The organism is Bacillus sp. BS98 (assembly GCF_008432245.1).
Taxonomy (GTDB): Bacteria; Bacillota; Bacilli; order Bacillales; family Bacillaceae_G; genus Bacillus_A; species Bacillus_A toyonensis.
In genome coordinates this window covers 94,010-120,584 of sequence record NZ_CP043831.1, presented here as the reverse complement: position 1 = coordinate 120,584, position 26,575 = coordinate 94,010, and the positions used below count along the sequence as shown (strand labels likewise).

Sequence of the window (26,575 nt, the reverse complement as noted above, 5' to 3'; positions counted from 1 at the left end):
TCGAAAGAAAGTGATTAGATGGCAATCCCATCTATTTCAGTATATAAAACGCCAATGGAACCAGAACTACCAAAAAATAAAGTGAATTGGACACCATATCTGAAACGTGCAGTTCTTCTAATCCATGACATGCAAGAATATTTTCTCGATGCATATAGCGATAAAAAATCGCCAAAAGTAGAACTCATTTCAAATATTAAGGTGATTAGAGAAAGATGTAAAGAACTTGGTATACCAGGTGTTTATACAGCGTAACCTGGTGGGAAAACATTAGAACAACGAGGGTTATTACAAGATTTTTGGGGTGATGGTATTCCTGTTGGACCAGACAAAAAGAAAATTGTCGATGAACTTACTCCTGATGAAGATGATATATTCCTGACAAAATGGAGATATAGTGCATTTGAAAAGACAAATCTATTAGAAATTTTAAATAAACAGGGAAGAGATCAACTTATTATTTGTTGTATTTATGCGCATGTTGGTTGCCTTTTAACAGCTTGTGAAGTATTTATGGATGGTATAGAGCCATTTTTTGTAGCAGATGCAGTTACTGATTTTCACTAGACCATCATAAACAAGCATTGGAGTATGCATCTAATAGATGTGCAGTAACTAAAACAAAAGACTTACTATTGAAGGATTTATATAAATTGAAGAAGGATAGTTCAGAATTCACATTACAAAATTTACGTCAATAAGTTGCTGACCTTCTTGAGGAATCGCCCTCTACTTTATTCGATGAGAAAATTTTATTAAATAGAGGATTGGATTCTATCAAAATTATGAGCTTTGTAGAAATGTTGCGCCGAAGAGGATTCGAAGTAACATTTATGGATTCAGCTGAAAGTCCAACTTTAAATGATTGGTTTTCTTAAAGTAGGTTAAAACCTTAATAGAAATTATTATTATATAGGTTATTAATAGTATCGGAATGTTATATTTTTTGAATTGCTAGCTGTAAAAAATATAACATTCTGAGTAGGCTTATGTGAGATAGTGTAAAAATTAGGATTAGTAATATTATATAAGTATAACTAAATTAAGCCCTAATATGGAAAAATGTCTGTAGGTAAATAACTGTATAGATTCATTTTTAGCTAAATTAAAGATAGGGTAAGTATATCAAAGGCGAGTTTAGCATTATTTTTCAATGCATTAAGAAAGTTTATAATCGTAAGCGTATTCAAGATAGAGTTACTTATAAAATCATCCATCAAGTTAAAAGAAAAGTGGATAAATAAAGTAGGTAAAATAATTTTTTATTATCATAGGATTTCAAATGAACCGTGATTTTATAAAAAACAAAAAAGTTAATATTTTTTTTAGATAATATTCTATTATCTAATGATAATCAATAAAGAGGAGTATGATATGAAGAATAATAAAAATAAAAGTGCTTTTGAATCAGATGTATTTAAGATTTATGGTTGGTTAATATCATATATAAAGCCATATAAATTTAATTTTATAATTCTGATCTTTTGTAGTTTGTTAATATCAATTAGTAGCCTTTTAATACCTAAAGCTATTCAATTTTTAATAGATAGCTCATTGGTAAATGAGAACTTAATGGAGTTTTATGTAATATTATTTGGGTGTATGTTAATTATTTTATTGATAAACTTTGTAATAATTCCGATTCAAAATACTAAACAACGTAAACTACAAGAGTATTGTTCTCGAGATTTACAATTACATATATTACAGCATTTAAGAAATTTAGATATATATTATTATGAAACTAATTCTTCTGGAAAACTTCTGTCAATTTTAAGTACAGAGGTAAAAAATGTGCAAAAATTATATAGTTCGTTACTTCCCATGTTTATTCAGGAGCTATTATTTGCCATTATCTCTATAGGTTTTATGTTAATCACGAGTGTTAAATTAACATTAATCATAATTCCATTTCTATTATTATATTATTTATTTGGACCTTATTTTGAAAAAAAAGCATCTATTAGTGGGAAAAGCATGTCTAATGCTCGTATTGCATTAAATAAAAAGGCTTACGAGAGTATATCGGCCATTACAGAGTTAAAAGTTAATAATGTGCAGGAATGGGACTTGAATAATTTTTTGAATAAACATAATGATTTTAATAAAAGTCTAATAAGCATGTACTTTTTTTCTTTTTTAAGGGGTACGATTCGGAGAATTTCTTATTATTTAGGTGGAATTGCTTTAATTATAGTTGGGTATTTTTCAATTAGGAGTAATGATATTTCTTTGGGGATATTTGTAGCATTCTTTCTCTACTATTTTAACGCAATGCATAGAATTACAGCAGTAATAACATCTATGACCGAACAAAAAATATTAATTTACCAAGCTGAAAATTTATATAAATTTTTGGCTGAGAAGCCTAAAGTGAAAAATTTAGTTGTGTCATCTAATGAACTCGAGGATATTACCACAATAGAATTTAAAAATATAAAATTTGGTTATAATTCAAGTCAGCCTATATTAAATAACTTCAATTTAAAGATAACGAAAGGTGAGCGAGTTGTAATAGTGGGTAAGAGTGGTATAGGAAAAACCACTATTTTTAAATTGCTTTTGAGAGCATATGATTCAGAAAGTGGTTGTATTTACATAAATAGGAAAGATGGTAGTCAATTTTCACTATCAAGTATAAGAAATTCTATAGGATACGTACCTCAAGAAACATATTTATTTGGATCATCTGTTTTCGATAATATAAAATTTGCAAATCCAGAAGCTTCTGATGAACAAGTAATAGAAGCAGCGAAATTAGCTAATGCTCATGAGTTTATAAGCAAATTAAGTATGGGGTATAAAACGCTACTAGGTGAAAGAGGAATTAAATTATCCGGAGGACAGAAACAAAGAATTGCGTTAGCAAGAATGTTTGTGAAAAAATCAAATTTGATTTTATTAGACGAAGCAACTTCTTCGTTGGATAATAAAAATGAAGAAGAAATCTATTCTAAATTAAATAATCTATCAACAGAAACAACTGTTATTGCTATTGCTCATAGAATATCTTCTATAAAACATTTTAATCGTATTGTTGTTATTGATAATGGAGAAGTTGTAGAGTCCGGTACTTACGAGGAGCTAATCAGTAATCAGGGTTTTTTCACTAAATTAATAAATAGAGAAAATGAGTGTCTGGAGGTATAAATGAATAGTCTAGTTTGGATTTTTAAAAAAACACGTGGTAATAAATGGATTTATATATTTTCTATTCTATTGTTATTCTTAGAATCTGGCGCTTATATTTCCTCTACTGTTTTACAGCAAAGACTAATAGATAACGTATTTATAAATAAGGAGTATGATCAGTTTATATATGTCTTATCTTTAATTGCTATCTCATATATAAGCTATTCGCTACTTTTTACAATAAGTTCGTATGTCTTAGCCAAAAATATGTCCAACTTATTATTATCTTTATCAAGTAATTATTTTCAACATCTTTATAGTATAAAAACAGCGATTTTTCAAAAAAAGCGTACAGGGGAATATGTACATCACTTTACAGTTGATATAGGAAATGTAGGGCGTTTATTGGCATGGGATATTCCACGTTTACTTCAACAATTACTTAGCATAATACTATTAACTTTTATAATTGGTTCCACTAATATATATGTATTAATATTTATAATATTATTTAATCTTATTTATATATTATTTGCTAAACATTTAGCAAATAAATTTAAAAAGATGTCCAAAATAATTAATAAAAAAGAATCTAAAATTTTAGTTCGGTTAGAGGAATGTATATCTTCTACTAGAGAAGTACTTATTTTTAATAGGACAAAGTGGGAACAACAGACTTTAAATCGCTTATTTGAGCGTTATTATGTGCATGCTTTTAAAGAAGAAAATATTCGAAGCAAGCATTTATTTGCAAATGAATCACTAAAATGGGGAACAAGCCTAATCGTTCTCGCAATAGGTTCGTATAAAGTATATGTAGGGTCAATGTCAATAGGTACGTTGGTTATAATTTTTCAATTATCTTTACAATTAGCAGATGCAATAAAAGGGATATATGATTTAATCTATACGACAATGAGGCGTATAGCGTCTATTGATAATCTTAAGGAAGAATATAACAGAAATAATTGTCAAGAGAAAATTGAAAATAATATACTATTGCCCGAAGATAAAATCACTATAAGTCTAGAAGAAGCCTCTTATAAATATATCAATAATTCGAATTATTCAATAAGAAATTTATCTATGGAAATCCCTTATAGCAAAAAAATTGCACTTGTTGGATCAAGTGGATCAGGTAAATCAACTATAATTAATTTATTGTTAAAATTTGATTTCTTAAATTCAGGAGACATAAAAGCTAATAATTTATCAATAATGAAAATGGAAAATAATGAATGGTTTAAAAATATAGGTGTTGTTTTTCAAGAACCATATTTATTTTCAGATACTATACGAAACAATATACTTCTAGGGACTATTGTTTCGCCGCAGCGACTTGATGAGATTATCAAGGTTGTCTGTTTGGATGATTATATAAGGAGCTTGCCAGATGGTTATGAAACTGTTATAGGAGAAAGAGGTCTAACCCTTTCAGGAGGACAAAGGCAACGCTTAGCACTAGCTAGGGCATTAATAAAAAACCCTGATATATTAATTTTAGATGAAGCAACTTCAGCATTAGACATAAGTACTGAGGAGAAAATCGCGAAAAATATTGATAATATACGTAAAGATAAAACTACCATTATTGTTGCGCATAGGTTATCAACAATTGAAAACTCAGACATTATATATGTCTTGGAGAATGGGAAGCTTGTAGAAAAAGGGAATCACCAGGAACTGCTAAAAAATAATTCACTATATACAAAACTTATTCAAAAGGATATAACAACAAGTATAAATGCCTAAAAAACTCTAAAGAAATTGATTTAAATGTAGAAGACAAAAAAATACCATTACTTGATAAAGAACATCTTCTTATCTTTTTAAGTGAACACTTTTATAAAGATGCAGTCTCTCATGGGTATTTTTTGCCCATCCCCCGAAAAGGGAGAATAAGACAAAAAATACCCAATAAAAAAAGCCCCTATAGATTTGAAGTGCCCCTTGTCAATTAGACAGTATTTAAAAAGCACAACTAAGCAACCTGAGCCCTATATTTATATGGACTCAGGTTATTTAATTTCTTTTGAAATCTTTGGTAGTTATAAAAGTGCATATATTTGCGCACGGCAACTTTAACCTCATCAGCCTTGCGGAAAGAGTATAAATGGAAACACTCTGACTTGAAATGACTGAAGAAGATTTCTATACAAGTATTGTCCCAACAGTTTCCCTTTCGAGACATACTTGCCTTCATCTGATATTTTTTAAGTAATTGATTGTATTGACGGGATGTGTATTGAAACCCTTGATTACTATGTAAGAGGATCCATTTTACGTTTTGTTTTTTTCTTGCCTTTTTAAGTGTATCTAACACAAGTTTCAAGTCATTTCTACGACTGATTTCATAGGCAATAATTTCATTGTTGTACAAGTCTTTAATAGCGGATAAATATAATCTCTGTCCATTGAAATTTAAATAGGTAATGTCCGTTACCCATTTTTCATTCGTTTTTGAAGCTTGGAAATCCTTGTTCAGATGGTTATCTGAAATCACATAAGCTTCTTTCCGTAATAAGGTCGTTTTCTCCTAATAATGGATCTGATCCTTAATTCACTCATTAATCTCTGTACTCTCTTATGATTAATATGAAGATTATAGATGATTTTCAACCAGACTTGTACTTTTCTGTATCCATAAATCCCTCTAATCTTTTTATGACACTTTACTATCTTTTTCTTGATTTCGGCATTCTCCAATTGTTTTTCAGAAGGTGTTGCGTACCGCTTTATCCATTTGTAGTGTCCACTTCTAGTTACACTAGCAATATTGCATAGCATGGCAACAGTATAACCTTTTTTTGTCATCTCATGGATGACTTCAAATTTTTTCGTTTTGGGTACAATAACTAGTTACAATATTATTGATATCATTTTCATCAGTATGTATCCTCGCTTTCGAAAATTACTATTTATATTATTTTTTCGTATAACCTTTTATTTCCCTCTCATATCTTCTAACTACTCTGTAGAATGTAGAACTACTTAGTTATATTAATCCTTCTCATAACAGCTGTAGCTGTGATTCTTCCTTCTTTCCATTCGTTATAAGCATCGATAAATACCTGGGGGGTGGGGGGAAGAGATCTTTTCCTAAGTGCTTTCCTTGTGACTTAACTAAAGCAATCCTTCAGCTTGACGTTGCCTAATGTCCTGGCGTTCTTTTTCAGCAAATGCTGAGAGAATGGTTGTGGTTGCCTTTTGAATAGTACTTTGAATGACATCATTTGTGGCATTACCGTTATAAGTTACGTTTATACATGGTTCTTTCAAGAACTCTAAATTTATTTTTTGTACCTTTTGACGTGTATTTTTCAACAGTTTTTCATATTCCTAAAAGATGTACATTATACAAGCTTTGATTCTTTAAGCAAACGTTTGATTAGTTTGATTAGTTTTATTTAAATATCTTATAAGTACGAATTAACATAGAAAATAATTTTGGCTGACTTTATAGTTAGATAAAAGCTGTAAAGTCAAAAAAGAGAATTTTATCAATTTATTACATAACATGTTCTAATAAAATACAAAAAACAAGCTGAAATTTATCTAGATGGATAATTAATTGAATATATGTAGAAAAAGATTTGTAAATATTATAAAATAATAATTGTTAGGACTTTCCATGATTGCTAAAATAAAGAATTATAAATAAGTATATGAATAGGAGGAGACATGAACTATATTCATCAGATACTTGATAATGTGGCAAGGAAATATAAAAAGAAAACGGCACTAATAACTAGAGACGAGGTTATTACATACCAGGAGGTACAAGAAAGAAGTTTTCAATTTGGTAATTTTTTATTACAACAAGGTATAGAAAAAGGGGATCGAATATTATTAAAACTACCAAATAGTATTGATTTAATCTGCTTATTAATGGGTATCTCTCGTGTTGGTGGTGTCTCTGTGATTATAAATTCGCAGACTACAAAATATAATTACGACTATATTGTTAGTGACTGTAATCCAAAATTAATAATTAGTGAAGAATATAATTCATCAAAAACATCTATAAATCCAATAATATTGATGAATACTGTCAAAGAAGAAATAAAAAATTATGATAAACACAAATTGCTATCTGATGAGATTGAAGAAATGGACTTAGCATTATTGATTTATACTTCTGGAAGTACTGGGAGGCCCAAAGCCGTTGTTTCCCCCCATTCTAATGTTATATTTTGCACTAGAGCAATATCTGAAGTTTTAGAAATTAATGATTGTGATATAATTGGTAATTTTTTACCCTTTTCCTTTGATTATGGCCTATACCAAATATTTTTAAGCTTTTATAATAAAGCGACTTTAGCATTGGGAGAAGTTAGTCTAGCTGGGGTCCAATTTGTAAAGTTCCTAAAGGAATGGAAAGTTACTATTTTACCTTCTGTTCCACATTTAACAGAGGGTCTAATTAAGCTGTTACCTAGATATTGTAACGATGTTCCGCTAAGAATTATTACTAATACTGGTGAGAGTTTGCCTTTATCATATATTTCAAAGCTTAAAGAGTTAATCCCTAATTGCAAAATTTATCCTATGTATGGTCTGACTGAATGTAAAAGGGTATCGATACTAAAACCACATGAAATTGCTATTAAACCCGGTTCGGTTGGAAAACCTTTACAAGGTGTTAAGTGCTATGTTGTTAATGAACAGGGTATTAGTTTAAAAATAGGAGAAATTGGTGAGTTAGTAGTAGAAGGTCCTAACGTCATGACAGGGTATTGGAACAACAACTCTCTTACTAATGAGAAATTTAAAAAGAACATCCATGGAGTAATTAATACCCTTTACACAGGAGATTCATTTAAAATAGATAACGATGGTTATCTCTATTTTATTGGAAGAACGGGTGACTATTATAAACAAAAAGGTTTTAGAATTAGTTCAAAAGAAATTGAAGATACAGTTTATAATCTCAATTTAGCAGAAATAGCTGTATTAATCCCGCCTGATGACCTGGTTAAAAAATCTATACTTTTTTTAAAAACAGATAAATCTATAAGTTATGTTAAGGAAATGCTTATGGAAAGAATAGAATCTTATAAAATACCAGATGAAATTTTAATTTTAAAAGAAATGCCTGTATCTGTAAATAAAAAAATTGATAAGTCAAAACTACGAGAGATTAGGAGTCAGATTTAGATGGTTGATTACAATTGTTTAGTTGAAGAATATGGTAGTCCATTGTACGTTTATAATTTAGCAGAACTAACTAAATCATATCAAAAATTAATAAATTCACTTCCTGATAAAAGTATAATTTATTACTCTCTAAAGGCAAATCCTAACCCTGAGATCACTAGACACTTAATCAATCTTGGATGTTATGCTGAAATCTCATCTATTGGTGAACTAGACACTGTATTGGATGTTGGTGGGTCTCCAGAGCATTGCTTATATACTGGTCCAGGAAAAACTAAAAAAGAGATACAATATGCACTTTCAAAGAATGTTAGTCATTTTTCTGTTGAATCATTCAATGAATTGGAAATAATTAATGATTTAACGAAGAATCATAGCAAATTAATAAATATTACTTTAAGAATAAATCCTTCGTTTAATGTTGGTAACGCTAGTATTAAAATGACCGGCATTCCCTCTCAATTCGGTTTTGATGAGGAGTGTCTTAATAGTGATATAATTAAATTGTTTAAGGGTAATAAAAATTTAAAGATAAATGGTTTTCATATTTATAATGGATCTAATTTTAATAATATAGATATACTGGTAGAGAATTATACTAATATATTGGAAACTATATTAAATTTGAAAAATAAATTATCTATTGATATTGAGTTTGTAGATTTTGGCGGGGGATTTGCAGCACCGTTTGGAAAAGATTTAGACCTACCAGATTATAAGGAATTGAAGGATAGTTTAGAGGCTTTATTAAATAAGCATTTTAAGGACAATCATAGGCCAACTATTGCGTTTGAATCAGGTAGATACTTAACAGCGACATGTGGTTGTTTAATAGGAACTGTGCAGTCTGTGAAGGAAAGCAAAGGTCGAAAATACTGTATCGTAGACTTTGGTATTAATCATCTTGGGGGAATGTCTGGATTAAGGAGAATACCTACCATAGAACTTAATATACTTAAATTAAATATATCTGTAGAAGATAACGCAAAAGTGGAAACTGTTACTATTGTTGGGCCATTATGTACACCGTTAGATTATTTGGCGAAAAATGTTAGTGTAAGTAAGTTACAACCAGGCGATGTTGTATTTGTACCTAATGTAGGAGCATATGGGTTGACTGCAAGCTTAATGGCCTTCTTAAGTAGAGAAATCCCCAAAGAAATAATAATTAAAAATCAAAGTGTGATATGTTCTCACACGTTAAAGATTGTTAGAGGAGTAGAGAATAATGGATAAAGTTTTTATAGAGATTATGAACACACACCTTCAAGAAGAATTAAATATTAATAATCAAAATAAAGATTTAAAAGAATTGGGATTAGATTCCTTAGCTTCTATTGAATTATTATTAGAAATTGAAGAAGCTTATGAAATAATCTTTCCTGATGAATTATTAACTGAAGACACATTTTCAAGTAGTCATAACTTATGGAGTATAGTCAGCAAGTTAAAAGGAGAGTGAGCGATTAGAAAAGTGGAAATTGATAAAAAAGAATATTTGATAGATAAAGCATGGAGAATAAGAGATTTATTAGTTAGTGAATCTGAAGAAGTTGATTTGTATAATAAATTCCCTGTTAATGGATTGAATTTTCTGAAAAAAAGTAACTTCATGAGCTTATTAATCCCTAAAGAATATAACGGGGATGAGATTAGTATAAAAGAGGCATCTGAGGTAGCTCAAATTTTAGGTAGCGGTTGTTTATCAACTTCAATGATATGGGGAATGCACTGTCAGCAGGTAATGACATTGGTTAAATATACAAATAATGAATCGAAAAAAGCGATACTTAATGAAATAGTTAAAGAACAGTTATACATAGCATCAGTAACATCTGAATATGGAAAAGGTGGGCATTTATTAACATCCCATTCTCCTTTAAATTGGATTTCAAAAGATAAATTTCATATTAATAGAGATGCACCTACAGTTACTGGTGGTGCCTATGCGGATGCTTATTTAATTACTACAAAAGCAGAAGAAGATGGTTTAGATTCTGAAGTTTCTTTAATTTATGCGCTTCGAACGGCATTGAAAATTAGTCAAGTTGGCAATTGGAATGCTATGGGAATGAAAGGAACTCAGAGTACGGCAATGCATATTAATGGTCTATTAAAGGATAAAAATATAGTGACTAAAGTTAAGTTTGAGGAAGTTGCTCAATATACATTAATACCAATGGCCCATATTATGTGGGTATCAAGTTGGTTAGGTGCTGCTAAAAATGGTTTTAAACAGCTAATAAAAATATTTAGAAAAAACAAGTCGATAAAGAAATATAATTCTGATATTATGATTTATCGTTTATCAGAGATCCGTTTATTGTTAGATACAGTTGATATATATCTAAATCATGTAGTTGACGTATATGAAGAAAATTACAATAGCAAACAATTAGATATATTGCGTACAAGGACTTTTAATATTCACTTAAATAATTTAAAAATTATAGGATCAGAAAACCTTTTTAAAGCAGTGGATAAATTAATTGAAGTAGCAGGTTTATATCATGGTTATTTAAAAAATTCAGAAACTACATTAGAGCGCACTTTTAGGGATTTAAGGGCAGCCTCTTTAATGTATCATAATGATCGTTTAAAGATTGCAAATGGAAAGATGTCGTTATTTGATTCGGATCTATTGCCCCGTAGATTAAGTTAGACAGTTAATCACTAAAAAATAAATTAAGTACCTAAGAATCCCTTGATTTTTAATAACAATATTTCAAGTGGTGCAATTTTCTTATCTTTAAATAGAAAAGAATTGAACATAATGACCTAGAGCGTGAAAAGGCTGCAAAGATTACTTAGAAAAGTACTTTGCAGCCCCATTATTTTACACCTATTAATATTAATGAAATATAGCAATACTTTTTTATTTCCGCATATGTTTTAGTGAACTATTCCAATTGCTTAAATAAATTCCTAAACTTGTTTTAAGCTTTAAATTAGCTACTGTATGCAGAGCTTCCCTACAATTAGGAACAGCAACTCCTAAACGACACTTTTCTAACATAGTTTTATCATTTTCTGCATCCCCAAAGGCAATTACATTATTTAGATTAATTCCCATAGGGTTAATTATTTTTTTTAAGCCCTCAGCTTTGCAAGAATTAGCTGGATATAATTTGATACCGCCAAGATACCGGATGTTATAACCGCTTAAATCAACGTTTTGAAATAAAATTTCTTCCATACTAATTTTATTAGTTTCATAGAATAGATGTATTTCTGTAACGTTATTAAGTTCGCTTAGTTCTTTAATATCTATGATTTTTATGGCATCCCTTGGAATCCTATAAATTAATTTATATTTCATTAGAGCTCTTTTAGAATTTGAATAAAGTAAACCATTAGATTCAATTACAAATGATGCATTAGCGTAATAATTATGTACTATAGATTTAACTGTTAAATTCGGTATGGATTTTAAAATCTTTATTTCATCTTTTAAGTAATTATAAATTACATTTCCATCATTAAGGACCAGGTTACTATTAAATAAGTTAAAGAAATTTTGAGAAACTCTCAAATTTTTAATCGATTGGACATTTCTCCCTGTAGCTATAAATAAACTTACACCGTTTAATTTAAGTAAAGTTAGCCCTTCCAAAACTCCTTCAAATAAAGTTTCATTTTTGTCAATTAGTGTACCATCTATATCAAAAACGGCTGTTTCATACTTATAATTCTCATTCATAGGATCTCCCTTTTATTTTTAAAATTGTTTTTAGTGAATAACAAATAATAGACAACTTAAAACTTTCCTCTAAATTACATTTTAGGGTTAATTAGTTCTTTATTTACCTTATAGATATCAAACATTCTTTCAATTAAGTTCCCATCACTGTAAACGAAAGCAAGATTATCACTATCATAGTGATAAACATTATTTAATAGTGTATCTTCTTTTACAATTAAGCTATTTAAAATCCAATCAAAAGAGGATGTATCAAATATTTTTTGAACATATCTAAGTGCAAAGAATATTTGGTTTTCAAAATTATATTTTTTTGCAAAAGCAAGTACCGAATTCCAATCTATTTCTTCTTTAGTAAGTAAATAATAGATGTCACATAATTTATATAAAAGCAAATCTTTATGCTTTTTAACATCCCTGTAACAAATAGCTTCTTTATAAAAGTGTTCTGCTAGAAATATTAGTAAACTTTCTTTATTCAACATAAATATCTTTTGACTATTTATCTCTACTTCAACTTTTTTTGCAAAAAGCTCATCAATAATATTGATGTTGTGATTTTTAGTCATCAAATTAACAGAAAAATGAAGATCAATTATGTGTTGAGTAAGAAAATGTTCACTATCCGCAACATTTTTTACAAGTGGAACTATCTCATGTGAACTAAGTTTTCTTACCAGTATTTTTTTACGATTGGGTTTTATTATTTTATTATGATGTATATATTCGCCTTGTTCATATCCAAGTGATAATATTATACTTTTAGCTCGCTCAATATCATTAGGATGAACCAAAATGTCATTATCATTAAAGTCACGAAGTCCAAAATCTTCATAAATATATTTAGATAAACTGATACCCTTTAATAGAACATATTCTATTTTGTTCTCCGTTAATGATTCACAGATTACAGATGTATATTTAAACTGTTCGTCTGCTCTGCATTTTTGTGAGGAATAAGCATTCTTAAGGTATTTGTATAATCTTGGGAAAGAGCATCGGTTACTATCTTCGTTAAAAAAGTATTGTTTTAAATTTAACCATGCTATTCCAGCCACACGATGCATTTCCAACATCCCAATAACTTTGTCCCACTCTAGGTTTTTATGAAGTAAATCCACTAAGTATTCTCTTTCATGTGAGTTTAGATCTTTTTTTGCTAATAATATAACCAATTTATATTCATCTCTTAAAGTTTTGTTATTCATGAATATCTCCTTTATTTTTTACATACTAAATACTTTATTGCTCATAATATTGGAATTTATTATTTGACCATTTTATGGTAATTTGTTTTTTTTACATTGTCAAACATTATTTTACTGAGTATAAAATGTCTCTTTATTACAACCAAAGCTTTCAAAAATTAATCTAATTAAGATGAAATTCTATAGCTTTTTAAAGTTTAAAACAATCATTTCCATTTATTTACGTTAAAGATTATGATATAGATAAATTTGATTTTATATGAGAAGATTAATTTTAATATATAATAATCTATATATTAAAATTAATTCGTTTGTTAACGATAGAAAAATTAATCTAAATGCCTTGGACTGCAAAATATATTTTCTTAAGTTGAACCATTTTTATCTTAGTATAATAATTTAACTAATTTGGTTTTGTTAATGTTTTCTAGAATGTTTTAAACAAAAAACTAACTAAATTAAGAAAGTTTTTAAAAAAATTAACATTTGATATAATATGGAGCTCAAATTCAAAAATTAGATTAACTAAATTCACTATATTGAGGAGAAACAGCTATGTCAATTGATATTGAAATTAGTAAACTATTGAAGGACATAAGAGAAGAAATAATTAATAGAGGAAACTAAGCCTGAACAAATGAGATATTATGATAAAAAAGCAAGAAAATTTTTCTCTAAACCGTCATATGAAGGTTTAGACATCATTAACACTATGATTGATAGTGATAGCTATAATATCCCCGTACGGATATAAAAACCAATAATTCATGAGAACCTTCCACTGTTTGTATATTTTCACGGAGGGGGCTGGGATTTTAGTGATTTAGACAGCAGTGATTATATATGTAGCCATATATCTAGAGAGGTGAATTGCTTAGTATTATCGGTCTCTTATAGATTGGCCCCTGAATGTAACTACCCTATTCCATTAGAAGACTGTTATATGGTAGTTAAATGGTCATATAGAAATTTAAGCAAGTAACCTTTCATTTGGTGGGGAAAGCTCAGGTGCTAATTTAGCTGCAGCAGTTGCATTAAAACTAAGAGATACTAAGGATTTTAAACTAGCTTTTCAAATTCTCATAACTCCCGTGATAAAGTCTAACTACAATACTGAATCTTATAATATTAACTATAATTTTAATCTCACAAAAGAAAAGGTGGAGATCTTTTGGAACCATTATTTAGAAGATGAGAGCCAAGGTCAAGAGTTGTACGCCTCCCCTTTATTAGCAAAAGCAAATGACCTCTCATTATCTCAGCTGAACTAGATCCGCTGAGAGATGATGGAAAGCTTTATGCATTACATCTAGAGAAAGCAAATATCCCAGTTGAATACCTTTGTTTTGATAGCTTAGTTCATAGCTTTATTCATATGGTAGAAAAGTCTAAACTTGCTAAGGAATCATTAGATAATATAATCGTTAAATTGAGAATTTTGATTTGCAATTAAAATTCTCAATTTTAAATTATGAAAATAAATTTTGAATCCTTATATTTATTTAAATATTTTTTTAGAATTTTATTGAATAGTTGGTATTATAAGGATACAATGAGTAAGTATGTTTATAATTTTTATATTCATATAAACCATAGCTTAGGGAGATAGACATTAATGAATACTTATAATATTACTTATCTCGATTGGGAAGTCTTCTTTCAAACTAAATATCCCTTATTAGTTGATTGGATAGAGGATTATTTTTCAAATGAAAAAATAATAAGAGATGTAGAGAGAGATAAATTAAAAGATAAGTGGATAATTACTTATGATGATACTCAAACTACATACGATTATTTGAGTGAAAATAATAAAGAGTACCACGAAGTAATAGTAGAAAATCAAGTGTTTTACGTATCTATAAGAAAAGGACAAAAAACTATAAATATAGTTTCAAATGACTATCTTTCTCATAATATGAATAATACTATTGATTATTTTGTTATGCGAATTATTAGAACACTAATACAAATTCTTGTTATAAAAGATGGGTATACATTCTTTCATTCAGCTTTTGCCGAAATAAATGGTAAAGGTATCGCAGTTACTGGAGATAAGTTTGCTGGAAAATCGACTACTTTGATTAACTTACTTCAAATGTTTACAGGTATTTTCGTATCTAACGACAAGGTGGCAATTAAAGGAAATGCAGAAAGTAGAATGAATGTTATCAGCTTTCCTATAGCAGCAGGGCTTCGTGTGGGAACAATATTGAAAAAATTTAATGGTGTTAGTTTAAAAACTAATAGAACAGATAACGAAGAATTCTTTTCTAAGTTTAACTCCCTTTCATTGGATGAAAAAACAATTAATGGGGGAATTGACAAATGTGATATTAAATTATATTTAAGTGTTAAAGAACTATCACAACTCTTAAATGTTAACTTTAAATTCGAGTCGAAAGTTGATATGATTATTAATCCATTTTACGATAAAAAATTAAAACATTTATCAATCAATGAACTAAAAGGCGAACAAAGAGATCAATTCCTTAATTCTCAAATTCTCGATACTATTTGTAACGAATATTTATTTTTAGAAAAAGAGCTATTAGGAACACCCAATAATAATTTGAAATTACAAAATAGTGTACCAGTATACAGATTAGGTTATAACGAATCATTAGAGAGTGAATTTCGGAATTTTATAGAAGGGAAATTATTAAACCATGGTTGTTGACAAGCAATTAAGTATAGGAGAACCCTCACCAGGCTCAATTTATGGAGATGAAGAAAGAGAAGCTATTTTGGAGGAATTAGAAAAGTTTTATTCTTGGAATCTACATGATTACAAAGATAAAATTTCAGAATTTGAAAATGCTTTTTCAAAATATATAGGGTGTAATTATTCAATTGCCATAAATGGAGGTGGTGCAGCCTTAGACTTGATATTAAAAGCTTTGGATTGTAAGCCCACCGACGAGATAGTTTCACCAGTAATTAATTTTCATGGAACACATTCTGCAATAATTAACACAGGAGCAAAATTAATTCTATGCGACTCTACTAATAATCTAAATATCTGCATAGATAGTTTGAAAAGAAAATTATCACCGAGAACTAAAGCTGTTGTTATAACTCATATGAATGGTCTAGGCTGTGATGAGAACGAGATACTGAAAGAATTAAATGATTATTCTTTGAAAACTGGTAAACAAATAAAATTAATTAGTGATTCCGCTCGATCTTGTGGAAGTGCAGTAAATGGTATAAAAACAGGAAATTTATCGTGGGCTACTTTCTTTAGTTTTCAAAGAAAAAAACAAATGAATACCTTGGGGGAAGGAGGAATGGTTACAACTAACGATTTAGATTTAGCAGAAAAAATTAAAGCGTACAGAAGTTTTGGTATGGGGAAAATATGGGGAAGTAATTTTAAAATGACTAACATTCAAGCTGCTATTGGAATAGAACAGTTAAAAAAGCTTGATTTTAATAACTCTTTAAGAAGAAATTTAGCTGTAAAAAGAACTGAAATTTTATCAAAAGAGTTTCCCGATTGGATTTTACCTGTAAATAATAATAAGTATTTTAATACCTACTATTTGTATTCTATAATACTCCCAAATTACATGAGTAAAGATGATAGGGATAATATTATGAATGTTCTATATGATAAATATGGCGTAGGAAGTTGCATAGCTAATAATGTTACATATAAAACAAATAATTTTATTAAACATAATGCAAGTTTTGATGGTTTGGAAAATTCTGAAGAAATAGCAGATAGACTTTTTTGTGTGATTATTCACCCTAACCTCACAGAAGAGCAGGAAATTTATATTACAGATTCTCTTATAAAGGTAGGTAAATTGTATGTCTAGGCAGCCCAAACAGGTTCTTGTTATTCCTTTTATCATAGATCAAGGGAATATAAAGTTTTGTATACTAAAAAGGGAGGATATGAATTGGTGGCAATTTGTATCAGGAGGCGCAGAGTTTGGGGAAAGCCTAGCAGAAAGTGCACTCAGAGAAGTCCAAGAGGAAATTGGAATTAGTTTCTCGAACAATGAATTAATGCACTTAGATACTTGCTGCAGCGTCCCTAAAAAATATTTTAAGGATAATGATAAATGGAATGATTTATATGTTGTATCTGAACATTCATTTGCAGTAAAACTATCAAATGAAGAAATTAGATTAAGTGATGAACACACTGAATTTAAGTGGGTTGCCTACGATGAAGCCGTGGAATTATTACAGTTTGATAGTAATAAAACTGCATTATGGGAGTTAAAAACGAGGTTGGAGGAAGTAAACAATGGCTAAATTAAAACAAATGATTAGAAATGATATTCCCCATGAATTTAATGAGATGAAAATACTAATGGAGCACCGAAAAAGATTAGAGTTAATTCTTCAAGGGGAAGTTTTACCACCGTATGAAGTGTTAATTCATCCTACTGCAACTTGTAATTTATCTTGCAAATGGTGCATAGGACAAAATGTTGATAATGAAGAAACAACAAATGTAAAAAATGCCTTAACTGTACCAGAAAATTTAATGAATTTAGCAAAGTCTCTTGTTAGTTATAAAAAAGAATATATTATTGATGGAAAGAAAGAAAAATTTGGAGTTGAAAAAGTGAGCTTTTCTGGAATAACAGGCGAGCCCATGATGGCTTCAAAGGCTTTAATTCCAACAATTGAATATTTGGCTACAAATGATATAAAAGTTGGGATGTTTTCCAACGGCCTATTAATTAATAAAAACAATATGGAAACTATACTTAAGATGAATTACATACTAGTTAGTCTAGATGCAGGGAATGGCTCTACATATGATTTCTTAAAAACTGAAGATAAAAAAACCAAAAATTTCGAAACAATACTTAATAACTTAAAGATGTTAATAGATAACAGAGAGAAATATAATTCCAATTTAGACGTTAACATCGGATTCATAGTTAATGCATACAACTACAAAGAAATGTATGATTTAGCAGGCATATTAAAGTCAATTGGAGTACATAATTTTAGAATAAAGACAGATATTGCTTCAAGATTGAATGTAGACGATGAAATGATTAAAGAAATTAAAAGGAATTTTGAACGTATTCGACAAGACTTTGAAGATGGCTACTTTAAATTGGTAACAATTCATAAATTAGAAGAGAATGATAAAATTAGAACTTTTAATAAATGTACAATAAATAAACTGGTTTCAAACGTAAGTTCTGATGGTAATGTTTATGCATGTAATTACCATCCGCCTATAGATGGCGTTAGATATGACAATGTCTTAAAATATGATTTTGAAACAATTTGGGAAAACGCTAATAAAGATTTTGATATAAAAGAATTATGTCCTAAGATGTGTGATCCTTTCAAGACTAGAGCTAATAATCTTTTAGATGCAATAACAGAAAGTGACGATATATCGACTGGTATTAATGAAGCACTCGAGATTTATAAATTTGAAAAAAAATGAATCAAGGTTATTCAGGAAATTTACTAGAAAAAAAAGGGGATAACGTAATCAAAACTTATAAGAAAGACAATGTTGAAACAGTACAGAAAATACTGGATTTCACTAATTATTGTGCTGAAAAAGGGTTTTGTAACTTCGCTACTTTAAAACATAATAATGACGGGACATGTCAAATAATATATAAGTTTATAGAGGGACATATAAAAGAAGTATCTATGCTTAACGCAAAGGATTATATTACATTAGGTGATTTTTTAGGGGATTTTCATAGAAAGGTTAATGATTATCCAAAGGGTAGGTTAATTAATAAAATCAAAAATATTGAACTAACTAAGGTTGTCAAAGATTTAAATAACCTCAAAGAGAACCTTTATACTAATGAATACAAAAAAATATTCATGTTAAATAAAGAAAAAATCGTCGCTGTTCAAAATATATTATTTACAAAGGATGTCATTCATGGTGACATGCATCTCAATAATATAATCCAAAGTGAAAATAAATTATTCCTTATTGATTATGACCAAGCTTCCTCTTTCCCAAGAATATATGAAGTGATGCGCTTTTTTTTCGAGTCAATCAATATTAGTCAAGATACTAAAGAGAATATTTTTCAAAACTTATTAATATATTTAAAATCATATAATGTACTCCAACATTTTTCTATTAAAGAGAAACAGTGGATGATTTCATTTTATTTCTCAATATTGTTGAAAGACTATTCTGTGTATGAAACAGACAATGTCCAATTTCAAACGAAAAGGTTAATAAGAATGAAATTTATCTCTACTCATTTTGACACTTTGAATAAAATAGTTTCTCTAATCTAAAAGTTTTCTTTAGTTAATTTTAGATGTTTCTCATATAAGGAGATAACTTACATTTTTTGAAATATATTTTCGTTTTTTGAATTAAATGAGCCGGGTTTTCTACTCTAAGAAAATTCGGCTTCTATTTTTTCATTATTAAAGGCTCAAGAATATTTAAAGAAGGATGAAAAGAAATACTTCAAGAGGGTTTAAAAGGTGTTGTGGATACTAAGACCGCAATAAGTAGTATTAATGGAGAAGAGGGGCAACTAATATATATAGGATATTCAATCAATGGATTTAGTAATGAGATTTTCATTTGAAGAAATCGTATATTTATTATGGCATAGTTATATACCTAGCCAAAGTCAACTCAATATTTTTTCTCAAACACTAAAAATATATAGAAAATCACCTTTATATGTATATAAATTAATTGAAAAGCTGCTCACAGAAATCGATATGCTGAGTAAAATTCGAACGGTTATTTCTTCTATTAATACAAATGAGATTAAATCTAGACCGACTATAGATGAGGCAATCCAATTAACTGCCGCGATGCCAGTTATTATAGCCAATTTGTATAGAAAAGAAAAAAATTTAGATTTTGTATTGCCAAGCCAAGAATTCAATCACATCGAAAATTATTTATATATGATAACTGGAAAAATACTTTCTTCTATCCATTCGAAAGTATTAGAGACTTATATGATATTAACAATGGAGCATGGACTAAATGCTTCAACGTTTGCGGCAAGAGTAATTACCTCAACAGAAACTGACATGGTTTCAGTGGTTGCCGGTGCATTAGGAGTTATGAAGGGAACATTACACGGTGGAGCTCTTTTAGTTGTTTTTAATATGTTAAATGAGATAAAAAAAATGAAATATGCAGAATCTTGGATGCGAAAAAAGTTGAAGGATAAAGAGCGAATAATGGGTTTTAGTCATTGAGTATATAAAACTAACGCCCCTAGAGGGCAAATGCTCAAAGAGATTATATCCCAATATAAAGAAAATGATACATACCTAGAATTTGCGCTTTATATTGAAAAATTAGCGCTACAACTCCTAAAGGAGTATAAACCAATAAAAAATTATATACAAATGTTGATTTTTATGCAGCCTTTATTACGAATACTATAAATATAGATCCAGTACTTTTCACACCAACTTTTAGGTTAGCCGAATTGTAGGATGGAATGCACATATTTTAGAGCAAAGTAGAGATAATACAATTTTCCGATCAGAATCATTATATATAGGAGATATTAAGAACTAAATATGAATAATTATTATAGGCAATTAAGAGAAAAAATAAAAAATCATAATGCAAAAGTAGGGGTTATTGGGTTAGGTTATGTTGGATTACCATTAGCAGTGGAGTTATCAAAATCTGGTTATGTTGTATATGGGATTGACCTAGATAATAAAAAGATAGATCAACTTTTAAATGGCAATTCTTATATTATGGACATTAGCAATGAAGAAATTGAATTTATTACAAAATCATGTAATTTTACTCCTACTAGTAATTTTGAAATCATTAAGGATTTAGACGCAGTGAGTATTTGTGTACCAACTCCTTTAACTAAGTTTCAGGAGCCAGATATGAGCTATATTATTGCTGCTATGAATGAAATTAAGAAATATATGCATAAAGGTCTACTAATTACGTTAGAAAGTACTACATATCCTGGAACTACTGAAGAACTAATTGAACAAGAATTAAATAATCAAGGCTATATAGTAGGAGATGATTATTTCTTATGTTTTTCTCCTGAACGTATAGATCCAGGAAATACGTATTATAATACAAGAAACACACCTAAAGTATTAGGTGGAACTACTAAAGGATGTACCAAATTGGGAGTAGATTTATATAGTAATTTTATTAATACTATAGTTCCCGTTTCATCGCCCAAAGTTGCAGAGATGAGTAAACTTCTTGAAAATACATTTCGCAGTGTTAATATAGCTTTTATTAATGAGATGGCTATGTTGTGTGATAAATTAGGGGTTGATATTTGGGAAACAGTTGATGCAGCTAATACAAAGCCATTTGGATTTATGAAATTTACTCCTGGTCCAGGAATTGGTGGACATTGTATTCCACTGGATCCTATGTATTTAGCTTGGAAGGCGAAAGGCTCTAATTTCTTTAGTAGATTTATCGATACTGCACAGGAAATTAATAAACAAATGCCAGAATATGTTTATAACAAAGTGAGTAATGCTTTAAACACCCACCAAAAGCCTATAATGGGTTCAAGAGTATTGTTACTAGGCATGGCATATAAACCGGATATTGATGATTTACGCGAATCACCAGGTTTAGAAGTTTTTGAGTTATTAAGAGATAGTGGAGCTTGTGTTGAATATAATGACCCACATGCTCGCTCATTTACAGATAAATACGGGGAAAAAGTCTCTTCAGTTGAATTAGAATATTCAAGGCTATCTGAATATGATTGTATAATTTTAATTACTAATCATAAGGCATATGATAGCAATATGGTGGTTAAGAATAGTAAGCTAATAGTAGATACAAGAAACGCTTTTAAAGAGTTTGATGATCCGAAAATTATTAAAATAGGTGTAGATATTAAAAAATAGGTTCTGGTGCAAAGATTGTATTTATTTGAAAGAGGTATATAGATTCCTAATGAAATCTATTCTTATGCAGCCATTCCGAATAGTTGATGAATTAACTTCACTTCATTTTGGACAGACTTGTCCCGTAAAATAAGTTGGCCTTTTTTAATGATATGTATCGCTTCTATTCCTGAAAGAATAGATTTAGCTGTACGAAAAGATTTCAACCCTAGCATTGAACGAACTCTCTTTTTAATAAAACGATGATCTTGCTCTACAATGTTATTAAGGTATTTTACCTGCCTTATTTGGATGCCCACAGGCATCTTTTTCTCTGTCTTCAACTCTTCAATCGCTATAGGATAGGCCGGGTTTTTCTCCACTGTAATCACACGGGGCTTTGAAACATGGAAAGCCTGCAAAGCTTTCTTGAAAAAACGCTTTGCAGCCCTATGATCTCTTGTTTTGCTTAAATGAAAATCAATTGTATATCCTTTTGAATCAAAAGCACGAGATAGGTACATCCATTGACCTTTGACTTTCACATAAGTCTCATCGACTCGCCAAGAATCATTGGTTGACTTAAAATGACGTCGTACTCGCTTATCTAATTCGGGACCAAAATGATGAACCTATCGCATGATAGTTGTATGAGTCAGGGATAGCCCGCGTTCTTCCATCATTTCGACTAAATCACGAAAACTGAGGTTGTACCGTAGGTACCATCTCACGGTTAATAAAATAATATCCGGTTGATAATGTTTCCACTTGAATAGATTTTGCTTTTCCATACCAATCACATCTTTTTTTAGAGTAATAGTATCAGTATGTCCAAGTCTGAAAGACTTTTTTTAGATATTTTGAAGTTTTTGCACCAGAACCTATTGAACTATCCTGCACTGTTAGTTCAAAAATAATTAAACAGCTTTATTATCTCTTAACATAAGAAAACAATTATTTACGAAGCCTTCTCTTTGCTTTTTTTCGTTGATTTGTTTGACTATATTTTTTTATATGAGTGCTTTTTTTCCTATTATAATTAGGTGACTTTAATATAAGAACAGAAATAGTAGAAAAAATGCAAAATATAAGGATTGCAATTATCCACAGATTAATGTCATATTCATATAGCTTACTAAAATACTTTTTGTCACGAGTAATATAGCTTACATTACTGTCAATTGATTCGAGGGTGTAGGGAATAACCCAAAAGAAACCAGTTATCATAACAAATGTTCCAAGTATGAAACTGAGTATATGTTTTATCATGTTCTGTTCTCCTTTAAGTATGTTTACTAGTATATATGGTTTTTATGCAAAGATTGTCTTGATTTAAATTAATAAACATTCCTGTTAAGTTGATAGTGCATAGGGTGATTTCATGGAAATGAGTAATTAAATTGAATACTTTAAAAAGCGTAGAAAGATTCAATTCCTACGCTTTTTTTTCTTAATAAATATTTATCGTGGTTCTAAATCTCTTATATAAGATTTTACAGCTTGCAATAAGAATTCTTCCTGTCCCATACCTGCATCCGCTGCCACTTGCACTATTTTTTGCTTGAATTCATGATCTGCATGAAAAGTTAATGGCTCTACATTACTTTTAAAGTAAATCCCTTCTACATGTGGAAGTATCGTGCCGGATATCATATGAGAATGTAAGTATTTAATCTCTTCTTGAAATTGTAATGGCTCTACTTGTAATACGAAAGGTTTAATTTCTAATTTGATAGTATCTGATGTAATAGTCAATCGCATATTTGTGACACCAAGTTCTTTATAAAATAAGTTAATTAGATTATAAGTAATGGAATTATATAATTGAGGCTTTTTAAATGAAAAAGATAAATACCCACGTTTTGTAATTACCGCTTGTTTTTGAAGAGGTTCAAAGGAATAATCATGTTCCTTATAAGTGGATAGTGGGAAAATTTCTTCATCCTCTGTAAGAATTTTTCCATCTGCTCCATTGACCTCTATTACCCTAGCTGTTTTTCCGGTATGTAGATGTCTTAATAATTGATATAGATATATATCTTCATCTTGAATCTTAGTGATGAATGTTTTTCGCTCCTTTGTTTTAGCTTTTTCATAATCAAGCATAAAAATCTCTAGCTCTTCTTCATCGATAAGATATACTTGTTTTCCTCGTTTTTCTACCATTGTCGCAGGTAATTTTCCAGATTTGATGTATGTAAAGATAGTAGATGGTGCTACATTAAGAATTTCAGCCGCTTCTTTTGTGCTAAGGCCTTTAACTTCTGCTTTATTTTTTAAGCGTTCAATATCCTCCAAATAGAAAATCTTACTTCCAAATTGTTTCCAGTTATTTTTATATACACATTCTATTAATCCATCTTTTTCTTTCTTTAATATTGTCTGTACGGTTACTCCTAATAAGTCTGCTGCCTCTTTTGTCGTTACTGTAGGTCTTGTAATAAATAATAAATCCTGTGTCATGAAAGGATACCTCCTTAACTATTGTTTACTAGTATTTTAGATATGTTTATATCATATCAGAATATGATTTATACTTAAAATAAGAAATAGAATTTATTAAAGTTCTTATACATTATTATAATTTAAAAATAGCTGTAGTTTGTCTTATATTTTAATAAGTTTTTATAGTTGGTTTTATTATAAATGTAATTTTAATGTTAAATAATAAACGATTAAAAAATATCTATTTACTAATAAATTATAAAAAAATATAAACATAGGTAAATAGAGAAGAATATAGGATTCTTACAGAAAGAAAATGAATTATGATTTGTATAATAGATAGAAGTGAAATAAAATAATACTTATAGGTAATAAAGAGAATTATATTCATAATCTTCAATAGGAGAGGTGAATTCAAATTATGGGTAATAACAATTCAAAAGAAAATGTAACTATTATAAACAATCAAAGTAAGTATATGGATACATATGTAGAGAATATAAGTGGTATCATTCCATTTCTGCATAACAATCGTTATGTAGATAAAGTGGAAGAGAAGATGGAGGTTGCAGAAAAAGAGGGAAAGAGTAAATATACGTATTTAAGTGATATAGAAGTCATTTATCATTTTGTGCATTTACAAAAAGATATGGATGAAAAAAAGAATAGAAAAGAGGATACGAAAAAGAGTTATGTGTCCGAAATCTTGTCATTTTGTCAGTGCATGGTGCAGCACGCAGAGGAATTCGAATTGAATGGGGAAGAGGTACAGCAAAACGACTCTTTATTAAAAACATTGCAACCTTGGCATATTCGTAAATATAATGCTTGGTTGAAGCAGGTAGAGAACGGTAGAAATGGAGATACGTACGCGGTCGCAACACTTGCAAAGAAAACAGTGCTCATTCGTTCTTTTCTAAAACATCTTCACGTATTTTCTTACATTGAAAAGCCTCTTCATGAAGAACTGCAGCGCGCTAATGTAAATGAACAGGATCGGCCAAATCGGGACCTATCCTATGATGAAGTGATGAAAATTTTAGGATTTTATAAAGAACAAGGGCATTTAGTAAACTATACAATTTTACTAGCTCTGGCAAGTACCGGTGCAAGAATTCAAGAATTGTGCACCGCGAGAGTAAAAGACTTACATTATGACGGAAAGTATTGGTTAAAAGTTACAGGAAAAGGAGATAAAGCACGTGAACTTTTCATTCCTGAGCATTTATTCCAATGTATTAACGAAATGAGACGGAGAAGAGGATTCCAAACTATATTGGATAGGGGAGATGAAAGTCCTGTATTTATCAATCAAAGAGGAAACTTTTATAATCCTAAAACGTTATCCAACCAGGTAACAGACATGATAAAAAAGACAAATTTAGATTTTCTACAGTATCGTGAAAATCCTGTAACGGCACATACATTCCGTCATGCTTTTGCAATCATGGCAGTTGAACAAGGAAATGCGGATCTATATCATTTAATGCAAACACTAGGTCACGAAAATATCCAAACAACAAAAATCTATTTAGAGAAGCATATGAAAAGAAAGAATAATGTGGGGACTTCATTTGCGGATATGTTGATGTAAAATTTTAATATAAGAACCTAATTTTATTATGTGTTTTTTATATGATTAATAAGGATTTTATTCGTATGAAAAAACAATAAGAAAGTAGATTCTATTGATAAAAAAATACATTCAATCAAAAGTACTTTTGTAGTTAAGTTTAGTGACAGCTTGTAAATTAGGAGATACACTTGGAATAGATACATTAGCACGTGGGATTGGCTCTGTCAGTAGAGAGCCAATCCCTCAATGATTAATAGTTAAAGCAAACGGACTTTTAAAATTAGGTATTTTCCTATCTAATTTCATTGCTACTGTCTATTTTTGAGGTTTATGAAAATAAAAGAGCCTGTTTAAAGTAGGTAAACAGGCTTTAAAAGATTAAATAAGAATTAAAAGTATGAATATATTTTTGGGTGAAGAGGTGGGGGAATTGGGATATTTAATTTTAGCATTTATGTTTGTAGTTAGCATATATTTCCTAGTTTTTGATAATCCTTATATAACTATTTTTATTATATTTAT

21 protein-coding genes and 5 pseudogenes are annotated in these 26,575 nt (G+C 29.4%); 18 read left to right on the top strand and 8 right to left on the bottom strand.

The annotated features are described in order from the left end of the window. Nucleotides 1-18 precede the first annotated feature (18 nt). The 3 genes and pseudogenes from F0362_RS27705 (at nucleotide 19) to F0362_RS27695 (ending at nucleotide 4,884) form a co-directional block, all read left to right on the top strand. Nucleotides 19-878: pseudogene (locus tag F0362_RS27705) on the top strand (isochorismatase family protein). A 496-nt stretch (nucleotides 879-1,374) separates the two neighbouring features. After that, on the top strand, nucleotides 1,375-3,150 hold the full coding sequence (locus F0362_RS27700) for an ABC transporter ATP-binding protein (RefSeq protein ID WP_240522357.1): 1,776 nt from the start codon (nucleotides 1,375-1,377) through the stop codon (nucleotides 3,148-3,150). Beyond that, on the top strand, nucleotides 3,151-4,884 hold the full coding sequence (locus F0362_RS27695; RefSeq protein ID WP_097825633.1) for an ABC transporter ATP-binding protein: 1,734 nt from the start codon (nucleotides 3,151-3,153) through the stop codon (nucleotides 4,882-4,884). Between the two features lie 229 nt (nucleotides 4,885-5,113). Here the strand turns inward: F0362_RS27695 and F0362_RS27690 are convergent. The 3 genes and pseudogenes from F0362_RS27690 to F0362_RS31480 all read right to left on the bottom strand — a co-directional run. Then, nucleotides 5,114-5,638: pseudogene (locus F0362_RS27690) on the bottom strand (IS3 family transposase); the annotation flags it as partial. Continuing rightward, the gene (locus tag F0362_RS31485; protein ID WP_226534348.1) at nucleotides 5,632-5,919 is read right to left on the bottom strand and encodes an IS3 family transposase; all 288 of its coding nucleotides are present in this window, start codon (nucleotides 5,917-5,919) and stop codon (nucleotides 5,632-5,634) included. The gene F0362_RS31485 and the pseudogene F0362_RS27690, both read right to left, overlap by 7 nt. Nucleotides 5,920-6,055: 136 nt before the next feature. Then, a pseudogene (locus tag F0362_RS31480) lies at nucleotides 6,056-6,432 on the bottom strand (recombinase family protein); the annotation flags it as partial. Between the two features lie 381 nt (nucleotides 6,433-6,813). Here F0362_RS31480 and F0362_RS27675 point away from each other — a divergent pair. The 4 genes from F0362_RS27675 to F0362_RS27660 are packed head-to-tail and all read left to right on the top strand — an operon-like array spanning nucleotide 6,814 to nucleotide 10,951. Further along, nucleotides 6,814-8,289 carry a class I adenylate-forming enzyme family protein gene (locus tag F0362_RS27675; RefSeq protein ID WP_098009464.1) on the top strand — a complete coding sequence of 492 codons (1,476 nt, stop codon included), beginning with the start codon at nucleotides 6,814-6,816 and terminating at the stop codon, nucleotides 8,287-8,289. After that, nucleotides 8,290-9,525 carry a type III PLP-dependent enzyme domain-containing protein gene (locus tag F0362_RS27670; RefSeq protein ID WP_098009466.1) on the top strand — a complete coding sequence of 412 codons (1,236 nt, stop codon included), beginning with the start codon at nucleotides 8,290-8,292 and terminating at the stop codon, nucleotides 9,523-9,525. Then, nucleotides 9,518-9,751 (top strand): phosphopantetheine-binding protein, encoded by a 234-nt coding sequence (locus F0362_RS27665; RefSeq protein ID WP_000361951.1) that lies wholly within the window; start codon nucleotides 9,518-9,520, stop codon nucleotides 9,749-9,751. Before F0362_RS27670 ends, F0362_RS27665 begins: the two co-directional genes overlap by 8 nt. Before the next feature lie 12 nt (nucleotides 9,752-9,763). Further along, nucleotides 9,764-10,951, top strand: coding sequence for an acyl-CoA dehydrogenase family protein (locus F0362_RS27660; RefSeq protein WP_000401834.1), 1,188 nt, complete (start codon nucleotides 9,764-9,766; stop codon nucleotides 10,949-10,951). 213 nt (nucleotides 10,952-11,164) lie between these two features. Here the strand turns inward: F0362_RS27660 and F0362_RS27655 are convergent, their stop codons facing one another. Further along, entirely contained in the window at nucleotides 11,165-11,989 is an 825-nt protein-coding gene (locus F0362_RS27655; protein ID WP_001005136.1) for an HAD-IIB family hydrolase, read from the bottom strand. Nucleotides 11,990-12,063: 74 nt separating this feature from the next. Beyond that, nucleotides 12,064-13,197, bottom strand: a complete 1,134-nt coding sequence (locus F0362_RS27650; protein WP_001060875.1) for a nucleotidyltransferase domain-containing protein — start codon at nucleotides 13,195-13,197, stop codon at nucleotides 12,064-12,066. Nucleotides 13,198-13,957: 760 nt separating this feature from the next. On the opposite strand from F0362_RS27650, the gene F0362_RS31475 reads away from it, so the two are divergent. The 10 genes and pseudogenes from F0362_RS31475 to F0362_RS27590 all read left to right on the top strand — a co-directional run bounded on the left by F0362_RS31475 (nucleotide 13,958) and on the right by F0362_RS27590 (nucleotide 22,053). Then, nucleotides 13,958-14,179: an alpha/beta hydrolase gene (locus tag F0362_RS31475; RefSeq protein ID WP_097825630.1), complete on the top strand. Its 222-nt coding sequence runs from the start codon at nucleotides 13,958-13,960 to the stop codon at nucleotides 14,177-14,179. 7 nt (nucleotides 14,180-14,186) lie between these two features. Beyond that, nucleotides 14,187-14,650, top strand: a pseudogene (locus tag F0362_RS31470) (alpha/beta hydrolase fold domain-containing protein); the annotation flags it as partial. A gap of 162 nt (nucleotides 14,651-14,812) precedes the next feature. Then, the gene (locus tag F0362_RS27630; protein ID WP_097825628.1) at nucleotides 14,813-15,877 is read left to right on the top strand and encodes a hypothetical protein; all 1,065 of its coding nucleotides are present in this window, start codon (nucleotides 14,813-14,815) and stop codon (nucleotides 15,875-15,877) included. Next, complete coding sequence (locus tag F0362_RS27625; protein ID WP_240522358.1) at nucleotides 15,867-17,021, top strand: DegT/DnrJ/EryC1/StrS family aminotransferase; 1,155 nt, start codon at nucleotides 15,867-15,869, stop codon at nucleotides 17,019-17,021. The genes F0362_RS27630 and F0362_RS27625 overlap by 11 nt, the downstream gene beginning before the upstream one ends. Continuing rightward, nucleotides 17,014-17,466 carry an NUDIX hydrolase gene (locus tag F0362_RS27620; protein ID WP_000089904.1) on the top strand — a complete coding sequence of 151 codons (453 nt, stop codon included), beginning with the start codon at nucleotides 17,014-17,016 and terminating at the stop codon, nucleotides 17,464-17,466. The genes F0362_RS27625 and F0362_RS27620 overlap by 8 nt, the downstream gene beginning before the upstream one ends. Then, nucleotides 17,459-18,628 carry a radical SAM/SPASM domain-containing protein gene (locus F0362_RS27615; RefSeq protein WP_253265956.1) on the top strand — a complete coding sequence of 390 codons (1,170 nt, stop codon included), beginning with the start codon at nucleotides 17,459-17,461 and terminating at the stop codon, nucleotides 18,626-18,628. The genes F0362_RS27620 and F0362_RS27615 overlap by 8 nt, the downstream gene beginning before the upstream one ends. Continuing rightward, on the top strand, nucleotides 18,625-19,458 hold the full coding sequence (locus tag F0362_RS27610; protein ID WP_240522360.1) for a phosphotransferase: 834 nt from the start codon (nucleotides 18,625-18,627) through the stop codon (nucleotides 19,456-19,458). Before F0362_RS27615 ends, F0362_RS27610 begins: the two co-directional genes overlap by 4 nt. A 273-nt stretch (nucleotides 19,459-19,731) precedes the next feature. Beyond that, a complete protein-coding gene (locus F0362_RS27600; protein WP_098009468.1) occupies nucleotides 19,732-20,391 on the top strand; it encodes a citrate/2-methylcitrate synthase in 660 nt (219 codons plus the stop codon). 176 nt (nucleotides 20,392-20,567) lie between these two features. Continuing rightward, complete coding sequence (locus F0362_RS31465; protein WP_353830767.1) at nucleotides 20,568-20,633, top strand: hypothetical protein; 66 nt, start codon at nucleotides 20,568-20,570, stop codon at nucleotides 20,631-20,633. An 88-nt stretch (nucleotides 20,634-20,721) separates the two neighbouring features. Continuing rightward, complete coding sequence (locus F0362_RS27590; protein WP_098009470.1) at nucleotides 20,722-22,053, top strand: nucleotide sugar dehydrogenase; 1,332 nt, start codon at nucleotides 20,722-20,724, stop codon at nucleotides 22,051-22,053. A gap of 62 nt (nucleotides 22,054-22,115) precedes the next feature. Here F0362_RS27590 and F0362_RS27585 read toward each other — a convergent pair. The 3 genes and pseudogenes from F0362_RS27585 to F0362_RS27575 form a co-directional block, all read right to left on the bottom strand. Continuing rightward, nucleotides 22,116-22,823: pseudogene (locus tag F0362_RS27585) on the bottom strand (IS6 family transposase). A 163-nt stretch (nucleotides 22,824-22,986) separates the two neighbouring features. Further along, nucleotides 22,987-23,301 carry a hypothetical protein gene (locus F0362_RS31065; RefSeq protein ID WP_000589780.1) on the bottom strand — a complete coding sequence of 105 codons (315 nt, stop codon included), beginning with the start codon at nucleotides 23,299-23,301 and terminating at the stop codon, nucleotides 22,987-22,989. A 192-nt stretch (nucleotides 23,302-23,493) separates the two neighbouring features. Next, nucleotides 23,494-24,495 (bottom strand): helix-turn-helix domain-containing protein, encoded by a 1,002-nt coding sequence (locus tag F0362_RS27575; protein ID WP_098009472.1) that lies wholly within the window; start codon nucleotides 24,493-24,495, stop codon nucleotides 23,494-23,496. A gap of 403 nt (nucleotides 24,496-24,898) precedes the next feature. On the opposite strand from F0362_RS27575, the gene F0362_RS27570 reads away from it, so the two are divergent. Beyond that, nucleotides 24,899-26,071 carry a tyrosine-type recombinase/integrase gene (locus F0362_RS27570; protein ID WP_149890117.1) on the top strand — a complete coding sequence of 391 codons (1,173 nt, stop codon included), beginning with the start codon at nucleotides 24,899-24,901 and terminating at the stop codon, nucleotides 26,069-26,071. The last annotated feature ends 504 nt before the right edge of the window (nucleotides 26,072-26,575 follow it).

Coding starts and splice junctions, on each gene's coding strand:
- F0362_RS27615 (WP_253265956.1), top strand. CDS start 17,459: ATGGCTAAATTAAAACAAATGATTAGAAATGATATTCCCCATGAATTT.
- F0362_RS27625 (WP_240522358.1), top strand. CDS start 15,867: ATGGTTGTTGACAAGCAATTAAGTATAGGAGAACCCTCACCAGGCTCA.
- F0362_RS27675 (WP_098009464.1), top strand. CDS start 6,814: ATGAACTATATTCATCAGATACTTGATAATGTGGCAAGGAAATATAAA.
- F0362_RS27665 (WP_000361951.1), top strand. CDS start 9,518: ATGGATAAAGTTTTTATAGAGATTATGAACACACACCTTCAAGAAGAA.
- F0362_RS27610 (WP_240522360.1), top strand. CDS start 18,625: ATGAATCAAGGTTATTCAGGAAATTTACTAGAAAAAAAAGGGGATAAC.
- F0362_RS27570 (WP_149890117.1), top strand. CDS start 24,899: ATGGGTAATAACAATTCAAAAGAAAATGTAACTATTATAAACAATCAA.
- F0362_RS27695 (WP_097825633.1), top strand. CDS start 3,151: ATGAATAGTCTAGTTTGGATTTTTAAAAAAACACGTGGTAATAAATGG.
- F0362_RS27670 (WP_098009466.1), top strand. CDS start 8,290: ATGGTTGATTACAATTGTTTAGTTGAAGAATATGGTAGTCCATTGTAC.
- F0362_RS31485 (WP_226534348.1), bottom strand. CDS start 5,919: ATGCTATGCAATATTGCTAGTGTAACTAGAAGTGGACACTACAAATGG.
- F0362_RS27600 (WP_098009468.1), top strand. CDS start 19,732: ATGGATTTAGTAATGAGATTTTCATTTGAAGAAATCGTATATTTATTA.
- F0362_RS27575 (WP_098009472.1), bottom strand. CDS start 24,495: ATGACACAGGATTTATTATTTATTACAAGACCTACAGTAACGACAAAA.
- F0362_RS27630 (WP_097825628.1), top strand. CDS start 14,813: ATGAATACTTATAATATTACTTATCTCGATTGGGAAGTCTTCTTTCAA.
- F0362_RS27590 (WP_098009470.1), top strand. CDS start 20,722: ATGAATAATTATTATAGGCAATTAAGAGAAAAAATAAAAAATCATAAT.
- F0362_RS27650 (WP_001060875.1), bottom strand. CDS start 13,197: ATGAATAACAAAACTTTAAGAGATGAATATAAATTGGTTATATTATTA.
- F0362_RS27620 (WP_000089904.1), top strand. CDS start 17,014: ATGTCTAGGCAGCCCAAACAGGTTCTTGTTATTCCTTTTATCATAGAT.
- F0362_RS27700 (WP_240522357.1), top strand. CDS start 1,375: ATGAAGAATAATAAAAATAAAAGTGCTTTTGAATCAGATGTATTTAAG.
- F0362_RS27655 (WP_001005136.1), bottom strand. CDS start 11,989: ATGAATGAGAATTATAAGTATGAAACAGCCGTTTTTGATATAGATGGT.
- F0362_RS31065 (WP_000589780.1), bottom strand. CDS start 23,301: ATGATAAAACATATACTCAGTTTCATACTTGGAACATTTGTTATGATA.